The following is a 20,642-nucleotide window of genomic DNA, read 5'->3' as shown; positions in this document are numbered from 1 at the left end:
TAATTGAGTATGGACCCTTTGGTAAAGTTTTATTTGCTGGTAGGTTGTGTTATTATATTAGCAGTCTTACTTAATTATTCCTCCTCTCTTCGTGCTAGAAAGCGAGAGAGAAGGAGAGGAACCTTCTCTGAAAGGCATTGTGTAAGCTCTATCATAGGTGGTGGAATACCTGCCTCAAATGTGTTTTATGACTTATATGTTCAAAATGGGTTGAAGTGGTACACGCAAGTAGATGCTCTAGCAGTGACTGATGTTGGAATAATAGTTTTTGAAGTAAAAGATTTTAGCGGTTGGATATTCGGTAATGGTACGCAAGAAAGCTGGTGCCAGACTTTCAGACACAGTAAAAATCATTTTTACAATCCTATATTGCAGAATAATCGACATATAGAAGTGCTAAGGAAAAAGCTCCGACTTGTTGCCGATGTGCCGTTCTACTCTGTTGTTGTCTTCTATGGTTCTTGTGTTTTCAAAAATGTGAATGAAATACCTTTTGATACAAGCTTGATATACTCCAATCAGTTGGCAAGTACTATACAAGATATACTTCGTTCAAACCCTCCTTGTAGGTATCAAAATATGCCAGCACTAATGAGCTATCTCCAACAATGCCAAGAGAATGGCAATAATTCAAGGATTGTTACCCAACACATAAGAAACATACGTAGAACTTTTGGAGACTAATAAGAAGTTCCCTATTCCAGATCTCTTTTCTTCTTTTTCCCTTCTTCAATCGTATGCGGCAATTGGAATAAGTGGGTGGTGGATGAGGCATCTGGTATTTTTGTGCTAAGTAAATAGTGTGTCTATGTGATGACGCTAAATGTATAGTAGATTTTTAATTAATTAAAAAGTTTATGAGTATGAAGAAAATTAATTTGATGATGTGGCAAGGGCTAGTTCTTTCGGTTCTTGCCCTTGGGTTCGCAAGCTGTGAACCCTCGGACAAGCCTTGTCCTAACAAGCGTCTTGAAGGTGGTGAGACGGAGACCCCTCCCGCTTCGGTGGTTGAAGAGTGGGATTCCAACACGCCCGGAGTAGAGATTGTTTTTGAAGTTGATGATGTTGGCGATGGTTCAACGTTGCGTGCTGGCAATCCCAATGAACTTCTAGGTCTAGCTGGGTCGGGAAAGGATGTAGAGTTATCTTTAGCCACATTTTATTCGTGGGACTATCTAAAGAAGCATCAAAAAGAGCTAAAGTTTAGTGTTGAGGCAAAACACGATATTTACGTGAAGGAGCTGGGGTACAGAATATTTGACCCAGATAATGCTAGCTATAACATTGTGAACTCCTCATTTAATATTAATACGCTTCAAATGCAAGAAGGGGTTTCTAATGTTGCAGAAGGGCTCATCATTAAGATGCCTGAAAGCTTGGATGAGACAAAGCATTACAGCTTGCGTTTAAGATTAAGTGGTGGTGATTGGAAAGACCCAAACACCAATGTGGAAGATTATGACGCTTTTCCCCCTATTCGAGAAAGATATAGTGGAAATTTTTCAGCACCTAGACTTTTCCCTATTCTTGATCACATAAAAGAACAGAACGGAGTGTTTCAGAGAGCAATGAACAACGGGTTCAAGGGATTTGAAGATGATATAGAAGCTATTAACAGTCGCTTTTACGCTCCTTTGTATCGTTGGACAGTATCAGAAACCTATGAATTCTTCACTGATGATTTTATGTATTTCTTTCAGAAGCACAATGGAGGTAATGAGCTAGTTTATTCCCTGTGGAATGATACTAGTGTAAAACAAGAAATTGAAAGTAAGGCCAAGGAATATATGAAATATTGGGAGTATGCTGAAGATGGTGATGATGATACTATAGATGATTATTGTGCATATTTTGTTGATAAATATGACTATGGCTATTCTAATGCTATTTATGATGTGTTGGTGAAGGGTAAACGAATATCTCAAATACTTCCTTGTCTTCATCGTGCTCGAGCACTTCTTTTCGTAGATGCTGCCGACACAAAGCTTGCCAATTTAATATCTCCTAAAACTAGAGAAATGCAAAAGTACTTAGCCGAAGGCACAGTGAAAGGAATAGTTGGCCGGGATGATGTGTATTGTAAGCCATTTACATATAAGTATCAAAGAGGTCGACAAGGACTTCCGATTAATGATGAGTTATTGCTTAAGATGTGGAATGCTGCTAACGATGCTTTGTCTAAATATCGTGAGCAGTATATCGATTTTTATAATAGGACTAATGAGCTTCTGCCTTCAAAGATGAAGATGGATTTTCATGAGAAAACTGAGGAGGGCAGAAGGTTTTTCGATCTCAGGTACAATTATATTAAGATTGCCAACATTGACTACGATGAAGAGTAATCTGTTGCATTTGTGTTGCCCCTTTGGGGGGTGGTGGTTAAGACAAGCTCGTATTGTATAATTCAGAAGTGAGTTTTGGAATGAGTTAAGGGGACGCTTCTAACGTCCCCTTAACTATTTTACTATAGGCGAATACAATGCCTTGATGGGTATATGCTAGTCTTATTAGGCCATATCACATCGATTACACAGTCACTGGCATCCCAGTTTTTCCCAACTTCGTCAAATTCTGTGCTATAAGTCCATATATGCCTTGACGATAGGCTGCCCCAATCTCTTGCCCTCATTGTGTTTAGTTCGTATTGACAGCCATTGAGCATTCTTTCTCTTTTCCTGTCCACTCCTTCCCAATATATAGTTGTATGGAATCCGTGGAAAAAAGAATCCCATGAATACCTCGTGCTTCCTCTTGCTTCACTAGCAGTTGGAAATGAGCCAGACAATTTCTCTCTAGCGTAGGTTCTGTCCTTGATTAAATATGTCACCTCTTTTGTTTCGTATGGTTCAAGTCTAACCTTTTCTATCCCTCGGTCAAACTCCCAAGTGTCATACATGTGCCTTTCTCCTTTCCCTTCCTTTTTCCAAACCATCTGCATCCTTTGGTCCATTAGTGCTCTGCCCTCTTCATGGAACCATTTCTTATATCCGTCAGCGATGACCACATCCCCTTCTATCCTTTGATTGCTGATATTAGTGACAGAAATAGTTATTTCCACATCTGTTACTCTTTTTAGTTCTTTCACCCTAGGGTTGCCCCATATTGGGACGTTATCGCTTTCTTTTTCTCTGTTTTTGACATATATAATGTCGGTGTCTCGCCACCAATTTTGTCCCTCTGGTAAAAAAGTATGTTCCTCCCATCCCAACGACTTGCAATATAGCTCATCAAACTTGGTGAAAGTTGGTATTATTGGGATTAGGTGCCACACCTCCCTGTCGGATGGTCGGTTCCAAAGCAAGGCAACTCTATATGTCCCCTCGGGGGCAGTCACGTAAGTGAGCAATGTGGATATAAAGCCATCATTGTTATAGGAGGGTGGAAAGACTTCTACCACCTCGCCACTAAGTGTCATTAGTGCATAAGTATATCGAGTTAGTTTGTCCCACTCGCCTCTTGTTCTCCTAACGGGGCTTAACACCCTTGTGTTGTAGTCAATCAGTAAAGGATTTTCCCGATATATAGTTCTTTCCACCATTGACTCGTCAAGCTGGGGAGCATTGAGAGTAATATTTGTCGCAAGCATAGCCTCTCTCGGAGAACTATACCTCTTTATTCTTGGCTTAATATATGCTGTTGCCTCCTTATTCTTTTGAGCCCAGTATGAGTGGCTCTCGTGTGTCGCGAACTGAATAGGGGGTGCCACGTAGTCCTCAAAGACCACCATAAAAGTCATGTTCTCTGTTATCTGAAACGTCAGTTCAGCAGATATGTTTTTCTCCAACTTATAACCCTCCGAGATGGTTTGAGTTTTGTCCACAAGCCCTTTGTCCTCAGTATATCCACCTTTCCCATCTTTTTCATACACTGCGATCAAAGAGTGTTTAAGAAAGTCATTTATACTCGCACTTACCACTACAGGGTCACTCTTTTTGTACTGCCCATCGCCAACAATGGTCCCATACCCATAGTTGGTTTGGTCTTCTTCGAGATGTTCTATTTTTCTTAGAACACCATTTTTCTCTTTTACGTATGCTTCAACAGCGACCTCAAAGGTTGTAGGTGGTTCCACATCAGGTTTCTTTTCGTTCTGTCCTTCCTCAGGCTTAGGCTCTGGTGTCGGTTCCGGAGGGATAGGTCTGTCCTTTCCGTTACAACTCATTAATGCCATACATCCCACTAGTGTATATAGTGCTGCCTTCGCTAATAGATTCCTTTGCGAGCTCTGTCCCAATTGATTCATTATCCGCTTCATAATTATCTCGTTTTATTTGGTTTGTCAATATACAATTTTATCCTCATAAGTCACTGGAAATCATCTTATTTCTCATACCTAAAGATACCAATTTTCCACTAATCCACCAAACATTTCTCCCACTTTTCTTGCTCTCCAACTAGCTGCTATATAGCAACTTATTTCAGCGAATCCCGATCTATTTGTCCCTCTTCCTTTTTTCCTTTTTCAACTCTAATCTGTAGCCCTAGTGGCTTCAAGATCTTTTGTAGGGTGTCAAGGGTGGGGCTGTTAACTCCATCAAGGATTCCCTTTATTCCCACTCTGCTAACTCCTGAGAGTTGACCTAGGCGATATGCTGTTATCGCCTGCTCTTTCATCTCGTCCTTGATAGCTTGGATAATATCATTCATCATTAAAGCTCCTCTAGGTATTGGACTGGCTTCCACTTGCGGGTTTCGTGGCTATACCTTGCGAGGTCATCATACGAACCCCAAATCATATTTAGAAACCTCACCTGGTCGTCATACTCCCGTATCTCCTCATTCACATAGGTAAGCACCTCTTTGATGTTGTCGCTGTCTAGCTCCACAACCTCGTAGCTGTCACCATCAAAGCATACGCTTGTTAGGTTTGCAAGTTCCTCCTCTGTAAAGTATTCAAACTCATCTCGGTTGGAATTCCAAATGCAAGCACCACCACCCATTTCCTCTAACTTTTTGGCAATCTTATCTAGAAAGCCACCATCGGCTTCATCACTCAGCGACACCATCACTTCTTCATATGTGAGACAACCGCAATTGCAACAGCAGTATCGCTCTTGATTGGCAATAGCTTCAAGGTCTAAAACATCATTCTTGCACCAATCACTGAACCTATCAAAGTAAACCTTACCATTCTCTAGGGTCTCACGAGTAAATGTAAATGTTGTCATCTCTTTAGTTGTGCGGTTATTAAGCATTGCACCCTTCGCTGTTTTGGTTGATGTGGTCAAACTTTCTCCTCCCCTTACGTACCACAAATATACGAAAGATTTTTGAACTAGAAAAATATATCTAACTAAAAAGCGACTTTTTCGACCTCTAAAAGTATAAACAATGTTAAAGTTTGGGTGACTTAAAAATAAGTTGCTATCTTTGATTCGGTTGCAACCATTGTAACCGTTTTGGTTGTTGTGGATTGATTACTTTTAGGGAATAACTTTTGATTCACAACGTGAGAGGGTAGCTATTTATTAGCCACCCTCTCTTTTCTTTATCACGAAAGGTCTCGTATCTCGTATTAGCTTACTTCCTTTTTCTCTTTTTCCTCTCTAATCCTATCTGACAATCTTTTCTTGAAGTCTGCTATATCAGATAGGTTATAAATAAAATAGATAATGATGAACGTTTGTACGATCATTACAAGGACAGATAGATCAAAGTGAAGCCGATAGAATGAAAAGGAGAAACTCGGAATAATTGAATTGACCAAATGTAGGGATAATGCTATGGTGAATGCTTCTATAAAGCTTTTTCTAATGATAGTGAATGCCCAATCAATCTTCTTTAAGTAGCTTGGGTTGCGAACATCTTCTGTGTTAACGCTAATAATGAGCGACATACCAATTGAAAATAATATGGCAACGACCACAAATAAAGCTGCGTTACTATTGTACGGTATTGAAAGCTTAGGAAAGAAAGAGCTAGTTATTAATGCGAAAAAAACTAGCATAGTAGTTCTAATTATTATCTTCATATATCTCTAATCAAATACTAAATCACAACCAATAAAAATTCTCTTTAGTTTCTCGCACGCTTTGAGGACAGAGTAGCCTCCTGCTGCTGGGTCTAACACATAGCCTCCCTCACTTGTGGTTGCCAATATAAGTTGCTTTTGTAGCTCAATGGGCTTACTATGAGGGTGGCTTTTATCTTTTATTTTTTCCTCCCAAACATCGGGGATATTGTGTATTGTCCAAGTTGCTTTAGCGAGTGTTGGCTTCTTTTGTAGCACAACAAGGTATTCAGAGCGTCTCCTACTCCTGTAACCCATCCCCATTCTCATTTTATCCCAAGTGATCATATCCACTATTTCAAAAGAGCTGACAGCTGTAGCCCACTTTTTGATCGATTGCAACAAGTGAAACTTATCCACCCACATCATTAGATAGCCACTAGGTTTTAAGACCCTATTCATCTCACTAATGAACTCCAATATTGTCTTTTCACTCATTTGAGGCAAATTAGATCTCTCTTGCCCCTTTTCTCACCTTCGTTACCATAATTCAATTTATCAAGGACACCTCTATATTGAGGGTCAAAGAAGGCAAGTTTTATAGTCTCATCTTTCATTTTTGAAAGGAGAACAAGACCGTCCATCTTTTGTTTTTGATTTGCTTTAATACCATCCATCGATATGTCTTGCTTTGTTATATTGATTGTTATTATTGCAAATCTATTGGTCACGGAGTAGAACACCTTGGCTCACCTAATTGCCGCATACGAAGGAAGGTGGAAAAAAAGAGAATATAAACTAAGAGAACTATTGGACCAATCTAAGTCTTAAACTAAATGGACATAGCAAGCAATACCCAATAGGGGAAATATCTCTTATTTGAAAGAGATATTGTATATTTGTAGTAGGAAAGTTTATCCTGCATCTAAATGGGAGGCGGCATTCACAGTTAGTGGGTTTATGATACTAATTATGAATATGCAAACAGCATGCAGTATGGGGCGGTATTGTTGTACGAAAATTATATTAATGGCAGTAAGATGAACATAAAAGAGTGGATTACAAATAATATCTCAGACTACTCCAAGAGAATTAAGACTGAGGAAGATGTTAAAGTTCATATCATTCTCCCTTACTTAAAATCATTGGAGTATGAAATTAAGGACATGCGATTTGAAAACTCAATGAGTGTTCAAGCTGGGACGAAGAGTGTAACTGTCATCTCTGATATTGAAGTGTTTGAAAACAACAATATTGAAATTATTATCGATGTCAAAGCGCCAAACATTTCATTAAATGAAAAAGAAATATTACAAAGCATTAGTTACGCTAAATTGGTTTCTACTCCACCAGCTCTATATGCAGTTGTAACCAATGGCTTTGATGTGATAACAACTAATATATACACAGGAAGACAAACTTCAGGAATCCCTAGTAGAAGTGAATTAATCCGAGATATAGCGAGAAGTCGGAAAAGAGAACTTTCTGACATTGAAATCCGAGAGGTTCAAAGCCTTATGTTGACTCTTAATAAGCCTGAAGAATTATATTCAATAATAAAAGAGTCAAAGGACATTATTGAAAAAAGAGGTTTAATTCGTTCTGATCAATCATTTAAGGAGATGACAAAAATCCTCCTTGTAAAAATGAATGAAGAGAGAAGAACTAAAAATGGGCAAACAAATAGATTTCAAATTGATATACTAAAGAGATTGGCGAAAGCTGATGATACTACTCCCTACGTAGTCTTCCTTAATCTTTTTTCTCAAGCGAAACAATCATACCCTATATATACGAACCCAAATGAAAGCATAAACATCATAGATGAAAAATGTCTTCTCTCTGTTATTGAAAAACTGGAACCATGGTCTTTTTTAGGAACTGGAGATGACATAAAGGGGGCGGTTTATGAAATTTTTCTAAAGTCAACTTTGAGAGGCGATTTTGATCAATATTTCACTCCTAGGGAAATAGTTGACTTTATTGTAAAATTTGCGAACCCAAATATCGGTGAGAAAATCCTTGACCCCACTTGCGGTTCTGGGGGATTCCTTATTCAATCATTCCTTCATGTCAACCAAAAGATTCTCAATTCTCCACTCTCCGAGACTCAAAAAAGGATTGTTTTCGAAGAGTTAATTGACAAATGCCTGTGGGGAGGTGAAGCAGATGAAGACCTGCATGTACTAGCTAAAATCAATTTAATTATGCATGGTGATGGATATAATAATATCTACCAAGGGGACTCTCTAAGAAATGAGAAGATACTTGAGAATTACTTTGACTTAGTTCTTACCAATCCACCTTTTACAATCCCTTACACGTTTGACGACGTCCTCAATGAGTTTGAACTTGGAATAGGAAGGGAAAGTCAAGAACTTGACATTTTATTTGTTGAAAAGTGCATTAGGTCACTGAAGGAAAATGGTGAACTGTATGTAGTTCTCCCAGAAGGTCTCTTAAACTTACCTCGTTACCAATACTTTAGAGAGTGGATTTTGTCTAAATGCTATATTACGCTCTCCGTTAGTCTTCCTGAAGGAGCTTTTATACCATTTGGAAAGTCGGTTTCAAAGACTGCCATTCTCGGACTAAGAAAACATAATAAATTATTCGACAACAAGCCAGAGTACGTTTTTCTCGGAACAGCTAGTGCTGTTGGCTACGAAGTGGGGAAATCAACCTACAAACCTATTGAGGCGGACAACGACTTAGCTGAGTTTACATTTAGCCAATCAAGTGGTGTTTGTCATGATATTAAAACGGTTCATCCGACATTTCGTGTGATACGGCAGTCATGTAGTGCAAAAAGTCTAAGTTTGAAATAGTCATCATCTCTATATCCGTAAGCATTTCTCTTCATCACTTTAATTTTATTGTTTATGCCCTCCACTTTGGCCGTTGATAGCCGTCCATAATACCAAGCGAGTATTTCCTTTTTAGCAGCATTGATTGTATTTGCTAATGAGATTAGAGGTTTTGAATCTGTATCTAGTGCCATTGACACCCAGCTGTTTAATCTTTCCTCTGCCTCATTAATGGTTCGTTGATTATATATTTCTCTCAGGTCCTCCTTGAGGTAATAGGCTTGAGAGAGGGGTTCGTTCATTGCGAGTGCTTTCTGGAGCTTCGTTCTCCCTTTCTCATCAATCATCTTTTCCCCGTTGGCAAGTAGGAGGTATCTTGTTCCCTTGATTAGTTTTTTCTTTCCCTCGTCCACCTCTTTTGCCACTAACTCCCTTCGCACTTTATCAAGGGTATCATTCATTAGCTTGATGACATGAAAGTGGTCAAATACGTGTATGGCATCAGGGGTATTCTCACGTACTGATTTTGAGAAGGCTGATGACATATCTGTCGCCACATACTTTATCTGAACGTTCTTCTTCCTTACCCTTTTCCAAAACGTTGTAAGAGCATCCGCCCCCTTTCCATCGCCAACATGAAGGATTCTTCCAGAGATTAGATCCACTACGATTGTCTTATAAACATGTCCTTTTCGGACAGCGAACTCATCAATGCCTATGCACTGCACCCCTTGTAAAGAGGGCTTGCTGTAGTGTCTCTTAAGGTAGGTCGTGTGAATATCCTTCACTACATCCCAACTAACACCCAACCTTTTTGAAACCTCCTGAATAGTCATAGCCCTTAGTAAATCAACCACGTACTTGGCAAAGCGATTAGAGTACGACCTATTGCCTTTAACAAAGCTGACCCTCTCGTAATCATCATTTCCGCATTCTTTGCATTTGTATCTTTGTACTTTCATGTGCAATATGGTTTTGGTGGAACCAATTGGTAGTGCGTGGATATTACGATACCGGTAGCCATTCTTCACGAGAGTGTATTCCCCGCAGCACGGGCACCTCTTTTTCGTTTTAGAATACTCTATATCTAAAACTATTTTGTTAGCTTTGTAGTGTGTAGCAGTACATTTGACTCCAACAAGACCATATACATGTCGTAGAAAACTGGTATCCATTGTGTAATTAAGCGTTTAGTGGATGATTCGCTCAATTATAATGGATTTCCAGTTTTCTTTCAATTTTTCAAAGAGAAAAAAGACTCCGTCGCCCATATCTTGCGGATTTCATCCCGCAAGATGATTGGTGTATACAGGCTGACGCAGTAGTCTCAAGGTATCACAATCACCCTCATCACCCAGAATATCGGATGAGGCATTAAAACCACAAAAAATGGAGGAGAATATGTTTGGATTAAACAAGAAGACGTAACTAGTTATAGGATAGATTCTCCATACTTAATAAATTCAATAGACATAAAAGCAATTCACTCCAAGTTCCCCAACCTTCAAAGACTTGACAAAGTTTGCGATATAGATAATTGCCCCATAAAACCACTCGAAAACGATGAGTATTACTATTTAGAAATTCCAGACATTTCGCCTAACACAGGAACAATATCAAACATTAGAAAGTTGAAAGGAAGTGAAATAGGGGACTCTTTTAATTTAGCAAAAGGGGGAGATGTTGCCTACACTAGAATTAACCCAAGGCTAAACAGGGTATTTATTATCCCAGAAGAAATCAATGAGGTGCTTATTTCTAAAGAAGCCTACATTTTATCATTAAAAGATGATGGGATGATTATTAGTAATTACGTACTCGCAACTATTCTACAATCTGAGTTAGTCAAGTCACAACTAGTAAGACTAGCTACAGGATCCTCGTCATCAAGAGCAAGAGTCCAGCAAGATGCATTTCTAAACTCGGTGTTTATTCCAATTCCAGATATAGCAACACAAAGAAAAATTCACAAATATATGAGTAAAGCCTATAAGGGATATTGGGATGCATCTCAAAAGTTTCTAAGAAACTATACAGAGTGTCAAAAAGATCTTCTAACGGATATAGATATTAACAATATAAGAAAAGCATAATCATAAAAAAATAAAGAAGAATACTTATCAAATAAGCGAACTTGAAAACGTCATCAGCGTACAGGTATTAAGCGACGAATGCTTTATCTATTGTTTGATTGATATGGTCTTCACAACCCCAACACCATTCCAATTACCGCATATCCTTTTATTTGGCTACTAGAATGAGGAAAAGTAGTCTGACACCTCTTCAACCGTATTTAGAATTATAATATCTCCACTGTTCTCACTCCTCTTTCTTTTTCCCTCTCTACTACTTCTAACCGCTTTGTAGATAGCACTAACGTCTTTCGACATCGTTTCTTCATTAATGACGACATTCGCATGTCTCTTTAGGAAGTTGTATAGCTCGTCAGAAAAAGCTCGTGACATAAATTGAACATTAGAAAAGTCTAGTAGGTAGTTGTTATCCCAATCAACATTTTCAATTAGCCGCTTGATATTGGACCGAGAGCGAATGCTCCCTCCAATCAACTCATATAAGCTGACATTGATAGGTGCTTTTCCACAGGATTTTTCTAACTTGTTGTTTTTCATCTCTTCAATTGTTTTTCTCTATTATGGCAGATTCAGTTGTCAAATAATCTTTGACAACTGAATTATCATTCACGTTCCCTTTGGACTTGTTTTTCAGAAATGGCAATAGAATCCATCCCTCTGGGAAGCCCATCATCTCCTCTACGTAAAGAGGGTTAAGGAGAGAGGTTCCACCATCCATCGGTTCTATCTGGTACCTTACAGCTATTATGTCAGTGAGGTTATAGTAGCCTCTATTCTGCGTTACATTCCCCTTCGCAGACATTGCGGTAGGTGTGGGTAATAGCTCACTAACTGCTAAGTCTACAATGTTGGAGCTGTAGGTCTGTCCACTACTTCTTTCTTTCTTTTTCCCATCTACCTTTTGTCCACCTCTTTGCCCATCGCTAGCGGTGGGGGTGGGTAATAGAGAGTTTTCTAGGTCTATGCCCTCAAAATCATCTGTGTCAAATAGACCTCCCACCTCAAGTGTATCACTCTCCTTTGAGGTGAATGGCATTAACTTATACACCAAATACTTAGAGAACTCATATTTTTCGTTTTTCTTAGTTCTGCCTAAAGACTTTTCTCCAACAAAGTGTACACGTTCGCTTATTGTCTTTGCCGAATAGGCGACAATAGCATTCCACTTAAGGTGCCTATGACTACTATGCCAATTTTTATTGCCTAACATCTCCCTCGTGAATGCATCTATCATTCTGTCCGAAGAAAGATTACGAGCATATTTTTTGGCACTATATTTTAAGAGGCTAGTTCCCATATTATAATTGTTTATTACTCACTTTCTGTATAGCCTTGAATATCTCAATTGCCACTCCGGGGACAATGGCATTGCCCAATGCCTTTACAGCTTCCAATCTCCACCTAGGGAAAGAAATATCATCCAACTCTCTAGGAATGTTGTCATTACCTAATAATGGAAAATGAGAAGGAAAGTTGTCCCAGAAGTTCTTAGGACCCTCTTTTGTTGTCTCGTTTGTTCCCCTTAGGGTTGTTTGTTCTTCCTCCCTGCATGCCACGATCCACACCCTATCTCTACGGTGTGGTGCACCAATAGCACAAGCTGGTATGACAAAGGTGGCAACCGAATAATCCAACTCTTCTATACTCGACAGTATCTTATCAATTGTAAACTCGTGTGTGGTTGTTGTGCTTATTTCCTTGTTGCCAAAGAGATCTTCATTGACGACCATACTACTTGTATCGCCCAACTGTGTCATAGAAAGAAGCCCAACCACGTTCTCGGCAACGACCCAAGTTGGCTGACACTCTTTAATACACCGCAACATTTGTGGCCAAAGAAATCGCTCATCCTCCTCCCCTTTTCTATGACCAGCTAAAGAGAATGGCTGACAGGGGAACCCACCAGATAGCACATCTACCTTCCCATTCCACTTCCTGAAATCTGCTTGCATAATATCAGTGTATGCCTCTACGTTTGGAAAATGGTAGTCTAAAACTCTACGACAGATGGGGTTTATCTCGCAGTTAAATAGGTTGGTCCAACCTAACTCCTTTGCTGCTAGATCAAAGCCACCAATTCCACTGAATAAACTTGCATGTGTCATAAATCCATCTCTAAAATGTTTGCTAGTGAAGAAATTGGGATAACCGCCATGTTCTTTTCTTCACCATTCGTCTTAACCACTGTTGTGCTAATCGAGCTCTTTTTGACCTTGCTGAGCTCAGCAGCGTCCAACCCAAGACTTACCAGATCATTGATATTAACTACCTCCAAGTACTCCCAATCGTTCGTTTTAGCATCATATCGTGAAACAAATTTTGCTAGTTTTTTCACTTCATTCCAATCCATATTATCTCTCTATTTAAGGGGGGTCATCCATTTCTGTTTTCTTAACTAGTGTAACCATAGAGTTGTAAAGCCGTAATACAAGAAATAATATTATATAGTGCTCCACCAAAGTTCTCCTCACTACTAGAGACGGTGCTTATTTTTTGGTTGTGCACGATCATATTCCAGTTGTCAATCATATCCACAGCTTTTTTCAAAGCAATGTCGCTCTGAACTTTCTCTAAGCTTCTAATAACCTCACCATTGTCAGAGAGGGTTGTTGTACCGTTCCCATTATCCTTTTGGAGTATATTAACTTGCCCATATTGGAATGTTGCCATGTTCCACTTCTTATGCCCACCCTGTGTTACTATGGCTTGTGCATCGGCACTGAACTTGTAGCCCTGACGAGGTAGCATAGCTCCATTGGGTGCAAAGGTTTCATCTGCCTTTTGGATATAGAGCCTTCTGTCATCACTAGAGTTGACGAAGTAATACTCCTCCTTTGGTGGATTTAGATATAGGTCCCGAAGGTCAATTTTTCCATTGAGTAGACTTTCCAATACTTTGTAGTTCACTCTTACGGTTAAATAGTCTATACCTTCCTGCTCAACGAGTAAGCATATATAGCTATTGCCCAGTTGGTCAATGCCCAAGAATAATTGAGCACCATCGTACCAATCCAAAACATCACGAACTATTATCTCTCTCTTCTCCATTAGCCTTTTTGTCTCTCCTTGTTTATCTTATTAATAATCCTATAGCCTGTGCTGATGGAGTGATACCCATATTTCTTTATCAGGCTTTTCATCACCATGGTTTTTGAATTGCCCTCGTCAGCTGTGAGGGTAACATACTCATTGTAGAGTTTATGCTCCCTCTCCCTCCGCTCCTTTTCATAGGGGGTTTCATAGCTCGTCATTTCGTCTTTGTCCCTCATATTGATAGATTTTTTCACCACTCTAACACTTCACACATAAGAGTTGAATTTCCTTCAAACCCTCCAAAGCTTATTTAACAATGTCAATGCAGTCTGTCTCAACAACACTAGCAACTTCATAGTCTCCAAGGGTGTACTTCATACCTTTGTGTAGTGACTTCAATGCTAAGTTAATATCATCGGCTTGTACGAATACTTGTACATACTTTCTTTTCTCCACTCCTGCCTTTTCATCAAGAGTGATAAATCCGACCTTACATTTGTAGTATCGCTCGCTTTTATTGTCAAGAAACAGCTCGTAGAGGCGTATTTTGCTGACCCTGTCAACGACATAAGGGCCCCTCCCTTTCAAGAACTTCGCCATCAGTGTTTCCACCTCAGTAAAGTCTTCTGCATTCACAAGATATACTTCGCTCACCTTACGCATTTTACCACTCTCTACTACAAGCTTATCGTAGATTACTTTACAATTAAACCAACTCATTACATTTATATTTTTATTGTTCAACATTAAATCAATTTGCAGGCTTCCAATAGTTTGTCACCTTGGTAAGGTCTTCTCTAATTGCCCCTTGAGCCCCACAGTCATTTGGCTGATTCGGAATATAGAGCTTAAACCTCCCTCCTACATAGCGACACAAATCAATGTCTGTGTCGATTTCAGAGAGCTCTGTTTTGCTCAATACAAGCGGACCTTCTTTTGGCAATGTCTCTGTTACGCTAATCCAACTCATAAAAATTCTTCTTTATCTTATATAATCCCTCCACCTTGTTTAGTGCATCTGCCACGTCATCGCAATATATAACTCCCGCAACGTCTTTTTCTGGATCGTGAACCCCAATCACCGATGGATTGTCGCCTTTACCGATACTTAGCGAAATCATTATCTTCCGCACGCTGCCATCCTCATTTTCCTTTGTTATCCACCTAATGACGGAAGTAAACTTGTCGGTATCGCAGTCAATCTCCCAATCGCCAAATACAAAGTCTTCCATGTGTTTTACTTGTCTAAATTGTCTATATACGCCTTAATCTCCTTCATCATCTCCATTGTGTCGGTGTAGTACTTAACCTCCTCCTCTTGTAGGCGCTCGTCCAAGTAGTGGCGGAATATCACGGCGGTTTGTTTTGTAGTCTTTAGTGTAATCCAGATGAAGACCTCCTCTAGACTCCAATCCTCTCTTCTCCTCTTGCCATGTATAGAAGCGTCAACCTCGCATAGCTCATCCCCTGTGTACCTTTGCCAATTCGTAAAAATAAAATTATTCTCCATTGTCTACCTCTCAATCGCTATTTTACAATTAAGAATTACCATTTAAATCATCTTTTCCACTAATCCTATACCACTTCATGCTCTCTCCTATTAAATTTAGTTATTAAGTAATACTTAACAACTCAAATTCACTCTCCTTTTTTCTTATAGTAGCTCAAACTCATACACAAAGACATAAGGGTTTCTTGCCCAAGTCCCTTTTCCATTTGTCTTTTCAATCATCGCTGTAAATGCGGTTATTGGTGTGCGATAGAAGTGCCCATCAAATAATGGAAGTCGGTAGTATAAGTTTTGTGTTTTTCCTACGCCCTCCTTGAAACAATCATCAATGCTTATATTTTGTAGTCTATCGACCTCCACTCTTGTGATCTTAATTTTGTGTGGCATCAAATCGGCACGAACGAACATTTTGTTGTCAAGTCCAGCTCCATAGCCATTCAACTCTAGGTGATTAAAGACCTTTTCGGAGTACTCTTGATTTTCTCCTTTAAGAACGGTCGCATAGCTTTGTGCTATTGCAATGACCTCTCCTTCCTTGTAAAGTGAGTTATGCCGAAAATTGCGATAAGCGTCTCTAGGATTGTCTGTGCCAAGACCACTATAACATCCATTCCATAATAAACCCTTTTCTTCATCATAGATGGGCTGTGGATTGATAACTCTTCTCGTCATTGTCTTTTTGCCCTTCAAGACGGCTCCTGTCAAACCCACCTTGTCGCTAAACATTATCTTCTTCATTTACGTCTGTCTTTATTTCGCCATTCGCATACCATTTCATACACCACTCCTCCTAAAAAAAGCGATGTATACACCACGACAATGACCCCTACGAATAGGGAAACGATGGCATGCTCCAATTCCGATAGGTGGGGTCGGAAAAAGAATATTACAATTGTTGTGATTATTAATGTAGCCATCGATATATTCTTCAAGGCATCTACTACCACACCTCTAGCAATAATCCTTACTCGATCATCCTTGCCCTTTTTATTAACGTCACCACAAAGCTTTTCTCTCTCGAATCCACCCACCAACTCCACATCCTCACAGTCACGACTGATGGATGTAGACATATAATTCAACCCTATCTTGTAAAATTCAAAGTCTACACCTACAACATCCATCACTCGTTCAACGCCTCGCAATCTGCTAATTGCTTTCATTCCTTTGTGCCATTGCACTTGATTAAATTCTTCTCTAGTCATAAATTTTTACTTTAATATTTTTTACTTTAATATCTCTACACGATTGTATGGTAATACCTTATATATACCGTGGTCCCAGAACCCAACTGTCTCCTCACTCTATTCACATAGTCCATGGTAAACAGACATACACGAATAGTTATCATCATCAAATTGCAACGCACCCAGCTCTTGCAACTTCACATAGGCAAATACCTCTTTAGCGGTTGGCACTCCATTATCGTTGCGTTTGCACAGCTCTTCCGGTATCGTTCCCATACGGAAAAATGTAGGTACATTCACTTTGTCGGGGTTGTGCTTAATATGTTCAAGCTCCACTTGCTTTTCTAGGTCTATTAATCTCCGTGCATACCATTCATCATTTGCTAGGTTCTTGATGTCTCGCTTATTACAAAACACACAAGGGTAGCAACCGACACGCTTTGAGCCACGCATATATAGTGGGTTAATTTCTTGGTTGTGCTTTAGGATAAAATCCACCACCTGCTGTCCTGTCCACTTGAAAATTGGTCTTGACACACTCACGTCGTGGTGGCTCGCAAACTCCAATACCTCACGCTTCCGATAAGTAGCCTCACCAGTATGCCACGGCTTAAAATAGTCGCACTCCACCTCATACTTTGCTCGTCTCTGGCTTTCTTCCGCTCTAATCCCTTGCACCACTATAAAATTATCATCTTGTGTGAGTAACCAATCCACAAATGGCTTCACCTTTAATTCTATCGTGCAATACCTCCGCACAAAGCTTGGAAACATACGTTTTTTGATAGCCAACTCGCTAAAGTCCAAATCCGGCTTTAATGTCACCAGCTCCACATCGTTTGCATCTGCAATCGTCTTAACGTGCTTTAGTGTGTCTTTATGCTCCCAGCCGGTATCGCAAAACACCGCTGTCACATTAACTGCACCATACTGCTCTACACTTTTGATAAGACACGCGTGGCTGTCTTTGCCACCACTCCACATTACAATCACTCGCATAGCTTCACTATCAAATCATCTTTTAGAACTCCTCCCGCCGCTCATCTACATACTTCTCGCAGTCCACATCGGAGAGATAATCAAGGGCTTCTTTAAGACTTTCGAACCTCTTAGGGGCTATGACATCTCGACCTTCCCAATCAGTCACGTTTACGCAAAAGCGGTCGCCAACTTCTAGCCCTATGAATAGATTGAACTTCACCCAAAATGGTGGAATTTCTTTCCAATCCACATACACCTCATACTCCGCCGTAACATCTCCGTTTGCCGCCCACCAGTTATACCACTTAGTCTTCATCTCTCAATCTCCTTTTGCATTAATAATCCATTATCCATCTGTCGCCTACCAATTCTCCCATCTAATCCGTTTTGGGTCTTATCTAGGATATTTGGCTTTGTATTATCTCTCATAATTGCACTGAATTTGTCTATTAAGATTTATGTTGCGACCATCATTTTCTCCAGCAAGTACCCCTTCTAACATTAAGTCTTTGTTGATTCCTTTGCCCTTAAATGTTTTACCATTATAAGTTGAATCTTCTGAAAGGTATTTCTCGATCTCTGTTTTATGACAAATCATCAATCCCGTTTCTTCTGACGTAGGTTTATGACTATTGAAATTCTCTAGTAACCCAGCTACAGCTCCAATATAGTATGATCTCATAAATTTCTTTTTCCCTGCTTCTGTAAGCCTTTTATTTTCTTCACGAAGTTGCGCCGAAAACTCCGCCCTTCTTCGGACAGATAGTTTATTAAATGCAGAAACAAGATAACTGTACAGGGTTTTAACAACTTCTACATTGTCTTGATGACCGACAATAAGCATGTGTTGTTTATATGATTTTACTAGCACACTACAATAGTTATTGTCCGCAACTATCGTCAGCAAGGACAGTTTCCATTGACACCCAAATTGACTCCGATAGGTAATATCGTCTGACTTAATTATATTACTATCTTCTTCTCCGGTTCCTACAATATCTTGTAGTGATAGATTGTAAGTTGTTAGGAGTCTATGAACTGCTGTAGCAGCAGCATAGGCTTCTCCCTCATTTCCCAAATTCTCTGCTGAGTGCTGGAGTTTCAGCAGCTTTTGTATCTTATCTAGGATTTTTTGTTTGGTGTTATCTTCCATTATTACCTCCTTTCATTTAACTAACTCAAATTCATACGCCCACACCCAGGAATTGCTATCCCAAGTACCTATACCACTAATTTTGTCAATTAGATACGAATAGGTTTCTTGAGACTTCAAGCCTCTAATTAGTTGTTGATTTCCTCGTTTATCATAATATGGAACATTGTATTCAGTATGAGTGGCAGAGTTTCCCCAATTGTTACTAACACCCAATACTTCTCTTATGCCCTCTTTTATGCACTCTTCATCGGAAATATCTTGTAGTTGCTCAATACGCACATTTGTGATTCGAATTTGGTGAGGCATAAGGTCTGCACAGACGTACAGCTTATTGTTCCATCCAGCTATATTTTTTACTTTTACCATCCTATACCCCTCTCCATGTGTTACATATAATATCTCATCAGGGGAGAATACGTTTTTATATGGTTGAGCCACCGCAACAAACTCTCCAACTTGATATGGAGGTTTCACACAACTAAGAAAGTTTCTAAAGGTTTCTTCCCTGGTATATCCAAGTCCATACGCATGACCTTTCCACTTAATCCCAACATTCTTATCGAGAATCGGTTGTGGCTTAATAATCCTTCTGGTCTGTGTCTTTCTCCCTTGCAATACGGCATCTGTAAGTCCGTATTTGTCGTTAAACAGCATCTTTTTCATATTACTATTCCTTTACAATCTCCACATCCTCACATGGCACTCTCATATACTTGCCATAATGATCAATCCCAAGAGTCGCATCTCTAAATCAACATCCAATACAGGCAACACTTCGCTACCGCCAAAGTCTGCCTATATAGTAGCCTTCATGTCTGGGTCTCTGTCGTCCAGAGATATGCGAGCCACGGTAAACTCAAATCCAGTACGCTTGTCTCTTCGCTCCACTTGGTCTTCTTGAATTCTTCTCTCTTCATTTTCTGTTGTTTATCTTATCTTGTGTATCATTTAGAATTAATTTCTAGGCAATATTACGATGGTTCGTTTCCTAAAACCAGAGTTGCGAATTGTCGCATGAGATTTTATTTGCCATATCAAATGATTTTGAATGCGAGAGAGGGGTAAGGCTTGGGGCGTTGTGTATTTTTTTTATGTGTTCTAATCCCTTGACGTGTGTATAAGAAAAGGAACAGAAGTAGTAAGCCACTCCTATTCCTTATCCCCTACTAGCCTTAAGTTGGTCTAATGGAGTTATTATAACCTAATCACATTCTCATACTCATAGTGTTCCCTGAGGTTGGAGTTTTCCATCCTTATAAAAGGCCCGTGTAATACGTCTGTCTATTATATTTATTATCTCTTGGACACCATCTTTTTTCCCATTCTTGTAGTTGTTTTTAATGAGAAGGCATCCACTTTCGTCCCACTCCTATTCCACCGCTCACAAAGACCCTCTCTTTTCCCCTCTTTGTAAAACTGGCTCTCTTGAAGTTCTCCGTCAGAGTACCAACGTTTAACGAGCCCATCCAACTTGCCATCCTTAAATGGGCGATGAGACAACAAAGAACCATTTTTATACATGCTTACCTCAAGGCCCTCTACCTTACCATTGAGATAGACACAACTCTGCTTCAACTGTCCATTATCCCAATAGGACTCATAAGGACCATCTAGCTTTCCAGCTTTGTAGTTTTCTCGTTTCCAAATTTGGTCATCATCCCGAAACCATTCCTTTTGCTCTCCATCTTTTTCTCCACTCTTGTAGTTTTCCTCCAACTCACGTTTCCCATCGGGGTACCACCGCTCATACAAACCATCAAGGTTGCCCTCATTATAGGTGGTCTTAACTCTTAGTTGCCCATCTTCGTACCACTCCTTATACTCTCCATGCTTAACATCTCCCTTGTAGGTTGTTACACTCTTTTCTTTTCCATTCTCGTACCATTCCATTTCTGTTCTGACACCATCTACAGAGAGATCGTCTT

General features: G+C 39.6%; 28 protein-coding genes. 4 read left to right on the top strand and 24 right to left on the bottom strand.

Annotated features, from left to right (window positions below):
- Nucleotides 1-9 precede the first annotated feature (9 nt).
- Nucleotides 10-684, top strand: a complete 675-nt coding sequence (locus MWL85_RS04915) for a nuclease-related domain-containing protein (RefSeq protein ID WP_018028953.1) — start codon at nucleotides 10-12, stop codon at nucleotides 682-684.
- 179 nt (nucleotides 685-863) lie between these two features.
- Nucleotides 864-2,342 carry a hypothetical protein gene (locus MWL85_RS04910; RefSeq protein ID WP_244401669.1) on the top strand — a complete coding sequence of 493 codons (1,479 nt, stop codon included), beginning with the start codon at nucleotides 864-866 and terminating at the stop codon, nucleotides 2,340-2,342.
- 122 nt (nucleotides 2,343-2,464) lie between these two features.
- On the opposite strand, the gene MWL85_RS04905 is transcribed toward MWL85_RS04910, so the two are convergent.
- From MWL85_RS04905 to MWL85_RS04880, 6 genes are all read right to left on the bottom strand, one after another.
- Nucleotides 2,465-4,255, bottom strand: a complete 1,791-nt coding sequence (locus tag MWL85_RS04905; protein ID WP_244401668.1) for a hypothetical protein — start codon at nucleotides 4,253-4,255, stop codon at nucleotides 2,465-2,467.
- Between the two features lie 158 nt (nucleotides 4,256-4,413).
- Nucleotides 4,414-4,650 (bottom strand): helix-turn-helix domain-containing protein, encoded by a 237-nt coding sequence (locus MWL85_RS04900; RefSeq protein WP_244401667.1) that lies wholly within the window; start codon nucleotides 4,648-4,650, stop codon nucleotides 4,414-4,416.
- Entirely contained in the window at nucleotides 4,650-5,168 is a 519-nt protein-coding gene (locus tag MWL85_RS04895; protein ID WP_244401666.1) for a hypothetical protein, read from the bottom strand. Before MWL85_RS04895 ends, MWL85_RS04900 begins: the two co-directional genes overlap by 1 nt.
- A 347-nt stretch (nucleotides 5,169-5,515) precedes the next feature.
- Entirely contained in the window at nucleotides 5,516-5,971 is a 456-nt protein-coding gene (locus MWL85_RS04890; protein WP_244401665.1) for a hypothetical protein, read from the bottom strand.
- A 6-nt stretch (nucleotides 5,972-5,977) separates the two neighbouring features.
- Nucleotides 5,978-6,448 (bottom strand): DNA methyltransferase, encoded by a 471-nt coding sequence (locus tag MWL85_RS04885; RefSeq protein WP_244401664.1) that lies wholly within the window; start codon nucleotides 6,446-6,448, stop codon nucleotides 5,978-5,980.
- Nucleotides 6,445-6,627: a hypothetical protein gene (locus tag MWL85_RS04880; protein ID WP_244401663.1), complete on the bottom strand. Its 183-nt coding sequence runs from the start codon at nucleotides 6,625-6,627 to the stop codon at nucleotides 6,445-6,447. The genes MWL85_RS04885 and MWL85_RS04880 overlap by 4 nt, the downstream gene beginning before the upstream one ends.
- Before the next feature lie 363 nt (nucleotides 6,628-6,990).
- Between MWL85_RS04880 and MWL85_RS04875 the strand changes: the two genes are divergently transcribed.
- Entirely contained in the window at nucleotides 6,991-8,778 is a 1,788-nt protein-coding gene (locus MWL85_RS04875) for a type I restriction-modification system subunit M (protein WP_244401662.1), read from the top strand.
- Here the strand turns inward: MWL85_RS04875 and MWL85_RS04870 are convergent.
- Nucleotides 8,718-9,932, bottom strand: a complete 1,215-nt coding sequence (locus MWL85_RS04870; protein ID WP_244401661.1) for an ISL3 family transposase — start codon at nucleotides 9,930-9,932, stop codon at nucleotides 8,718-8,720. The genes MWL85_RS04875 and MWL85_RS04870 overlap by 61 nt on opposite strands.
- 198 nt (nucleotides 9,933-10,130) lie before the next feature.
- On the opposite strand from MWL85_RS04870, the gene MWL85_RS04865 reads away from it, so the two are divergent.
- The gene (locus MWL85_RS04865; protein WP_317221531.1) at nucleotides 10,131-10,850 is read left to right on the top strand and encodes a restriction endonuclease subunit S; all 720 of its coding nucleotides are present in this window, start codon (nucleotides 10,131-10,133) and stop codon (nucleotides 10,848-10,850) included.
- A gap of 159 nt (nucleotides 10,851-11,009) precedes the next feature.
- On the opposite strand, the gene MWL85_RS04860 is transcribed toward MWL85_RS04865, so the two are convergent.
- The 17 genes from MWL85_RS04860 to MWL85_RS04780 all read right to left on the bottom strand — a co-directional run bounded on the left by MWL85_RS04860 (nucleotide 11,010) and on the right by MWL85_RS04780 (nucleotide 20,607).
- Nucleotides 11,010-11,387 carry a hypothetical protein gene (locus tag MWL85_RS04860; protein ID WP_244401660.1) on the bottom strand — a complete coding sequence of 126 codons (378 nt, stop codon included), beginning with the start codon at nucleotides 11,385-11,387 and terminating at the stop codon, nucleotides 11,010-11,012.
- A 4-nt stretch (nucleotides 11,388-11,391) separates the two neighbouring features.
- Nucleotides 11,392-12,060 carry a hypothetical protein gene (locus MWL85_RS04855; RefSeq protein ID WP_244401659.1) on the bottom strand — a complete coding sequence of 223 codons (669 nt, stop codon included), beginning with the start codon at nucleotides 12,058-12,060 and terminating at the stop codon, nucleotides 11,392-11,394.
- Nucleotides 12,061-12,148: 88 nt separating this feature from the next.
- On the bottom strand, nucleotides 12,149-12,955 hold the full coding sequence (locus tag MWL85_RS04850; protein ID WP_244401658.1) for a DNA cytosine methyltransferase: 807 nt from the start codon (nucleotides 12,953-12,955) through the stop codon (nucleotides 12,149-12,151).
- A complete protein-coding gene (locus MWL85_RS04845) occupies nucleotides 12,952-13,200 on the bottom strand; it encodes a hypothetical protein (protein ID WP_244401657.1) in 249 nt (82 codons plus the stop codon). Before MWL85_RS04845 ends, MWL85_RS04850 begins: the two co-directional genes overlap by 4 nt.
- A gap of 41 nt (nucleotides 13,201-13,241) precedes the next feature.
- On the bottom strand, nucleotides 13,242-13,898 hold the full coding sequence (locus MWL85_RS04840; protein WP_244401656.1) for a hypothetical protein: 657 nt from the start codon (nucleotides 13,896-13,898) through the stop codon (nucleotides 13,242-13,244).
- Nucleotides 13,898-14,119 (bottom strand): hypothetical protein, encoded by a 222-nt coding sequence (locus MWL85_RS04835; RefSeq protein ID WP_244401655.1) that lies wholly within the window; start codon nucleotides 14,117-14,119, stop codon nucleotides 13,898-13,900. The genes MWL85_RS04840 and MWL85_RS04835 overlap by 1 nt, the downstream gene beginning before the upstream one ends.
- 70 nt (nucleotides 14,120-14,189) lie before the next feature.
- Nucleotides 14,190-14,603: a DUF4494 domain-containing protein gene (locus MWL85_RS04830; protein ID WP_244401654.1), complete on the bottom strand. Its 414-nt coding sequence runs from the start codon at nucleotides 14,601-14,603 to the stop codon at nucleotides 14,190-14,192.
- A gap of 31 nt (nucleotides 14,604-14,634) precedes the next feature.
- Nucleotides 14,635-14,853: a hypothetical protein gene (locus MWL85_RS04825; RefSeq protein ID WP_244401653.1), complete on the bottom strand. Its 219-nt coding sequence runs from the start codon at nucleotides 14,851-14,853 to the stop codon at nucleotides 14,635-14,637.
- Nucleotides 14,840-15,115 (bottom strand): hypothetical protein, encoded by a 276-nt coding sequence (locus MWL85_RS04820; RefSeq protein ID WP_244401652.1) that lies wholly within the window; start codon nucleotides 15,113-15,115, stop codon nucleotides 14,840-14,842. The genes MWL85_RS04825 and MWL85_RS04820 overlap by 14 nt, the downstream gene beginning before the upstream one ends.
- Before the next feature lie 5 nt (nucleotides 15,116-15,120).
- Entirely contained in the window at nucleotides 15,121-15,393 is a 273-nt protein-coding gene (locus tag MWL85_RS04815) for a hypothetical protein (protein ID WP_244401651.1), read from the bottom strand.
- A gap of 144 nt (nucleotides 15,394-15,537) precedes the next feature.
- Nucleotides 15,538-16,131, bottom strand: coding sequence for a hypothetical protein (locus MWL85_RS04810; protein WP_244401650.1), 594 nt, complete (start codon nucleotides 16,129-16,131; stop codon nucleotides 15,538-15,540).
- On the bottom strand, nucleotides 16,128-16,598 hold the full coding sequence (locus MWL85_RS04805) for a hypothetical protein (RefSeq protein WP_244401649.1): 471 nt from the start codon (nucleotides 16,596-16,598) through the stop codon (nucleotides 16,128-16,130). The genes MWL85_RS04810 and MWL85_RS04805 overlap by 4 nt, the downstream gene beginning before the upstream one ends.
- A gap of 99 nt (nucleotides 16,599-16,697) precedes the next feature.
- Nucleotides 16,698-17,579: a phosphoadenosine phosphosulfate reductase domain-containing protein gene (locus tag MWL85_RS04800; RefSeq protein WP_244401648.1), complete on the bottom strand. Its 882-nt coding sequence runs from the start codon at nucleotides 17,577-17,579 to the stop codon at nucleotides 16,698-16,700.
- Between the two features lie 22 nt (nucleotides 17,580-17,601).
- Nucleotides 17,602-17,877 carry a hypothetical protein gene (locus MWL85_RS04795; protein WP_244401647.1) on the bottom strand — a complete coding sequence of 92 codons (276 nt, stop codon included), beginning with the start codon at nucleotides 17,875-17,877 and terminating at the stop codon, nucleotides 17,602-17,604.
- A gap of 102 nt (nucleotides 17,878-17,979) precedes the next feature.
- The gene (locus MWL85_RS04790; RefSeq protein ID WP_244401646.1) at nucleotides 17,980-18,714 is read right to left on the bottom strand and encodes a DUF2786 domain-containing protein; all 735 of its coding nucleotides are present in this window, start codon (nucleotides 18,712-18,714) and stop codon (nucleotides 17,980-17,982) included.
- 12 nt (nucleotides 18,715-18,726) lie between these two features.
- Nucleotides 18,727-19,380 (bottom strand): hypothetical protein, encoded by a 654-nt coding sequence (locus MWL85_RS04785; protein ID WP_244401645.1) that lies wholly within the window; start codon nucleotides 19,378-19,380, stop codon nucleotides 18,727-18,729.
- A 630-nt stretch (nucleotides 19,381-20,010) separates the two neighbouring features.
- The gene (locus MWL85_RS04780; RefSeq protein WP_244401644.1) at nucleotides 20,011-20,607 is read right to left on the bottom strand and encodes a toxin-antitoxin system YwqK family antitoxin; all 597 of its coding nucleotides are present in this window, start codon (nucleotides 20,605-20,607) and stop codon (nucleotides 20,011-20,013) included.
- Nucleotides 20,608-20,642 lie beyond the last annotated feature (35 nt).

Source organism: Porphyromonas somerae (assembly GCF_022845615.1).
GTDB lineage: Bacteria > Bacteroidota > Bacteroidia > Bacteroidales > Porphyromonadaceae > Porphyromonas_A > Porphyromonas_A somerae.
Note: the sequence above shows the minus strand (reverse complement) of the source record. Positions and strands in the feature narration are given on the sequence as shown.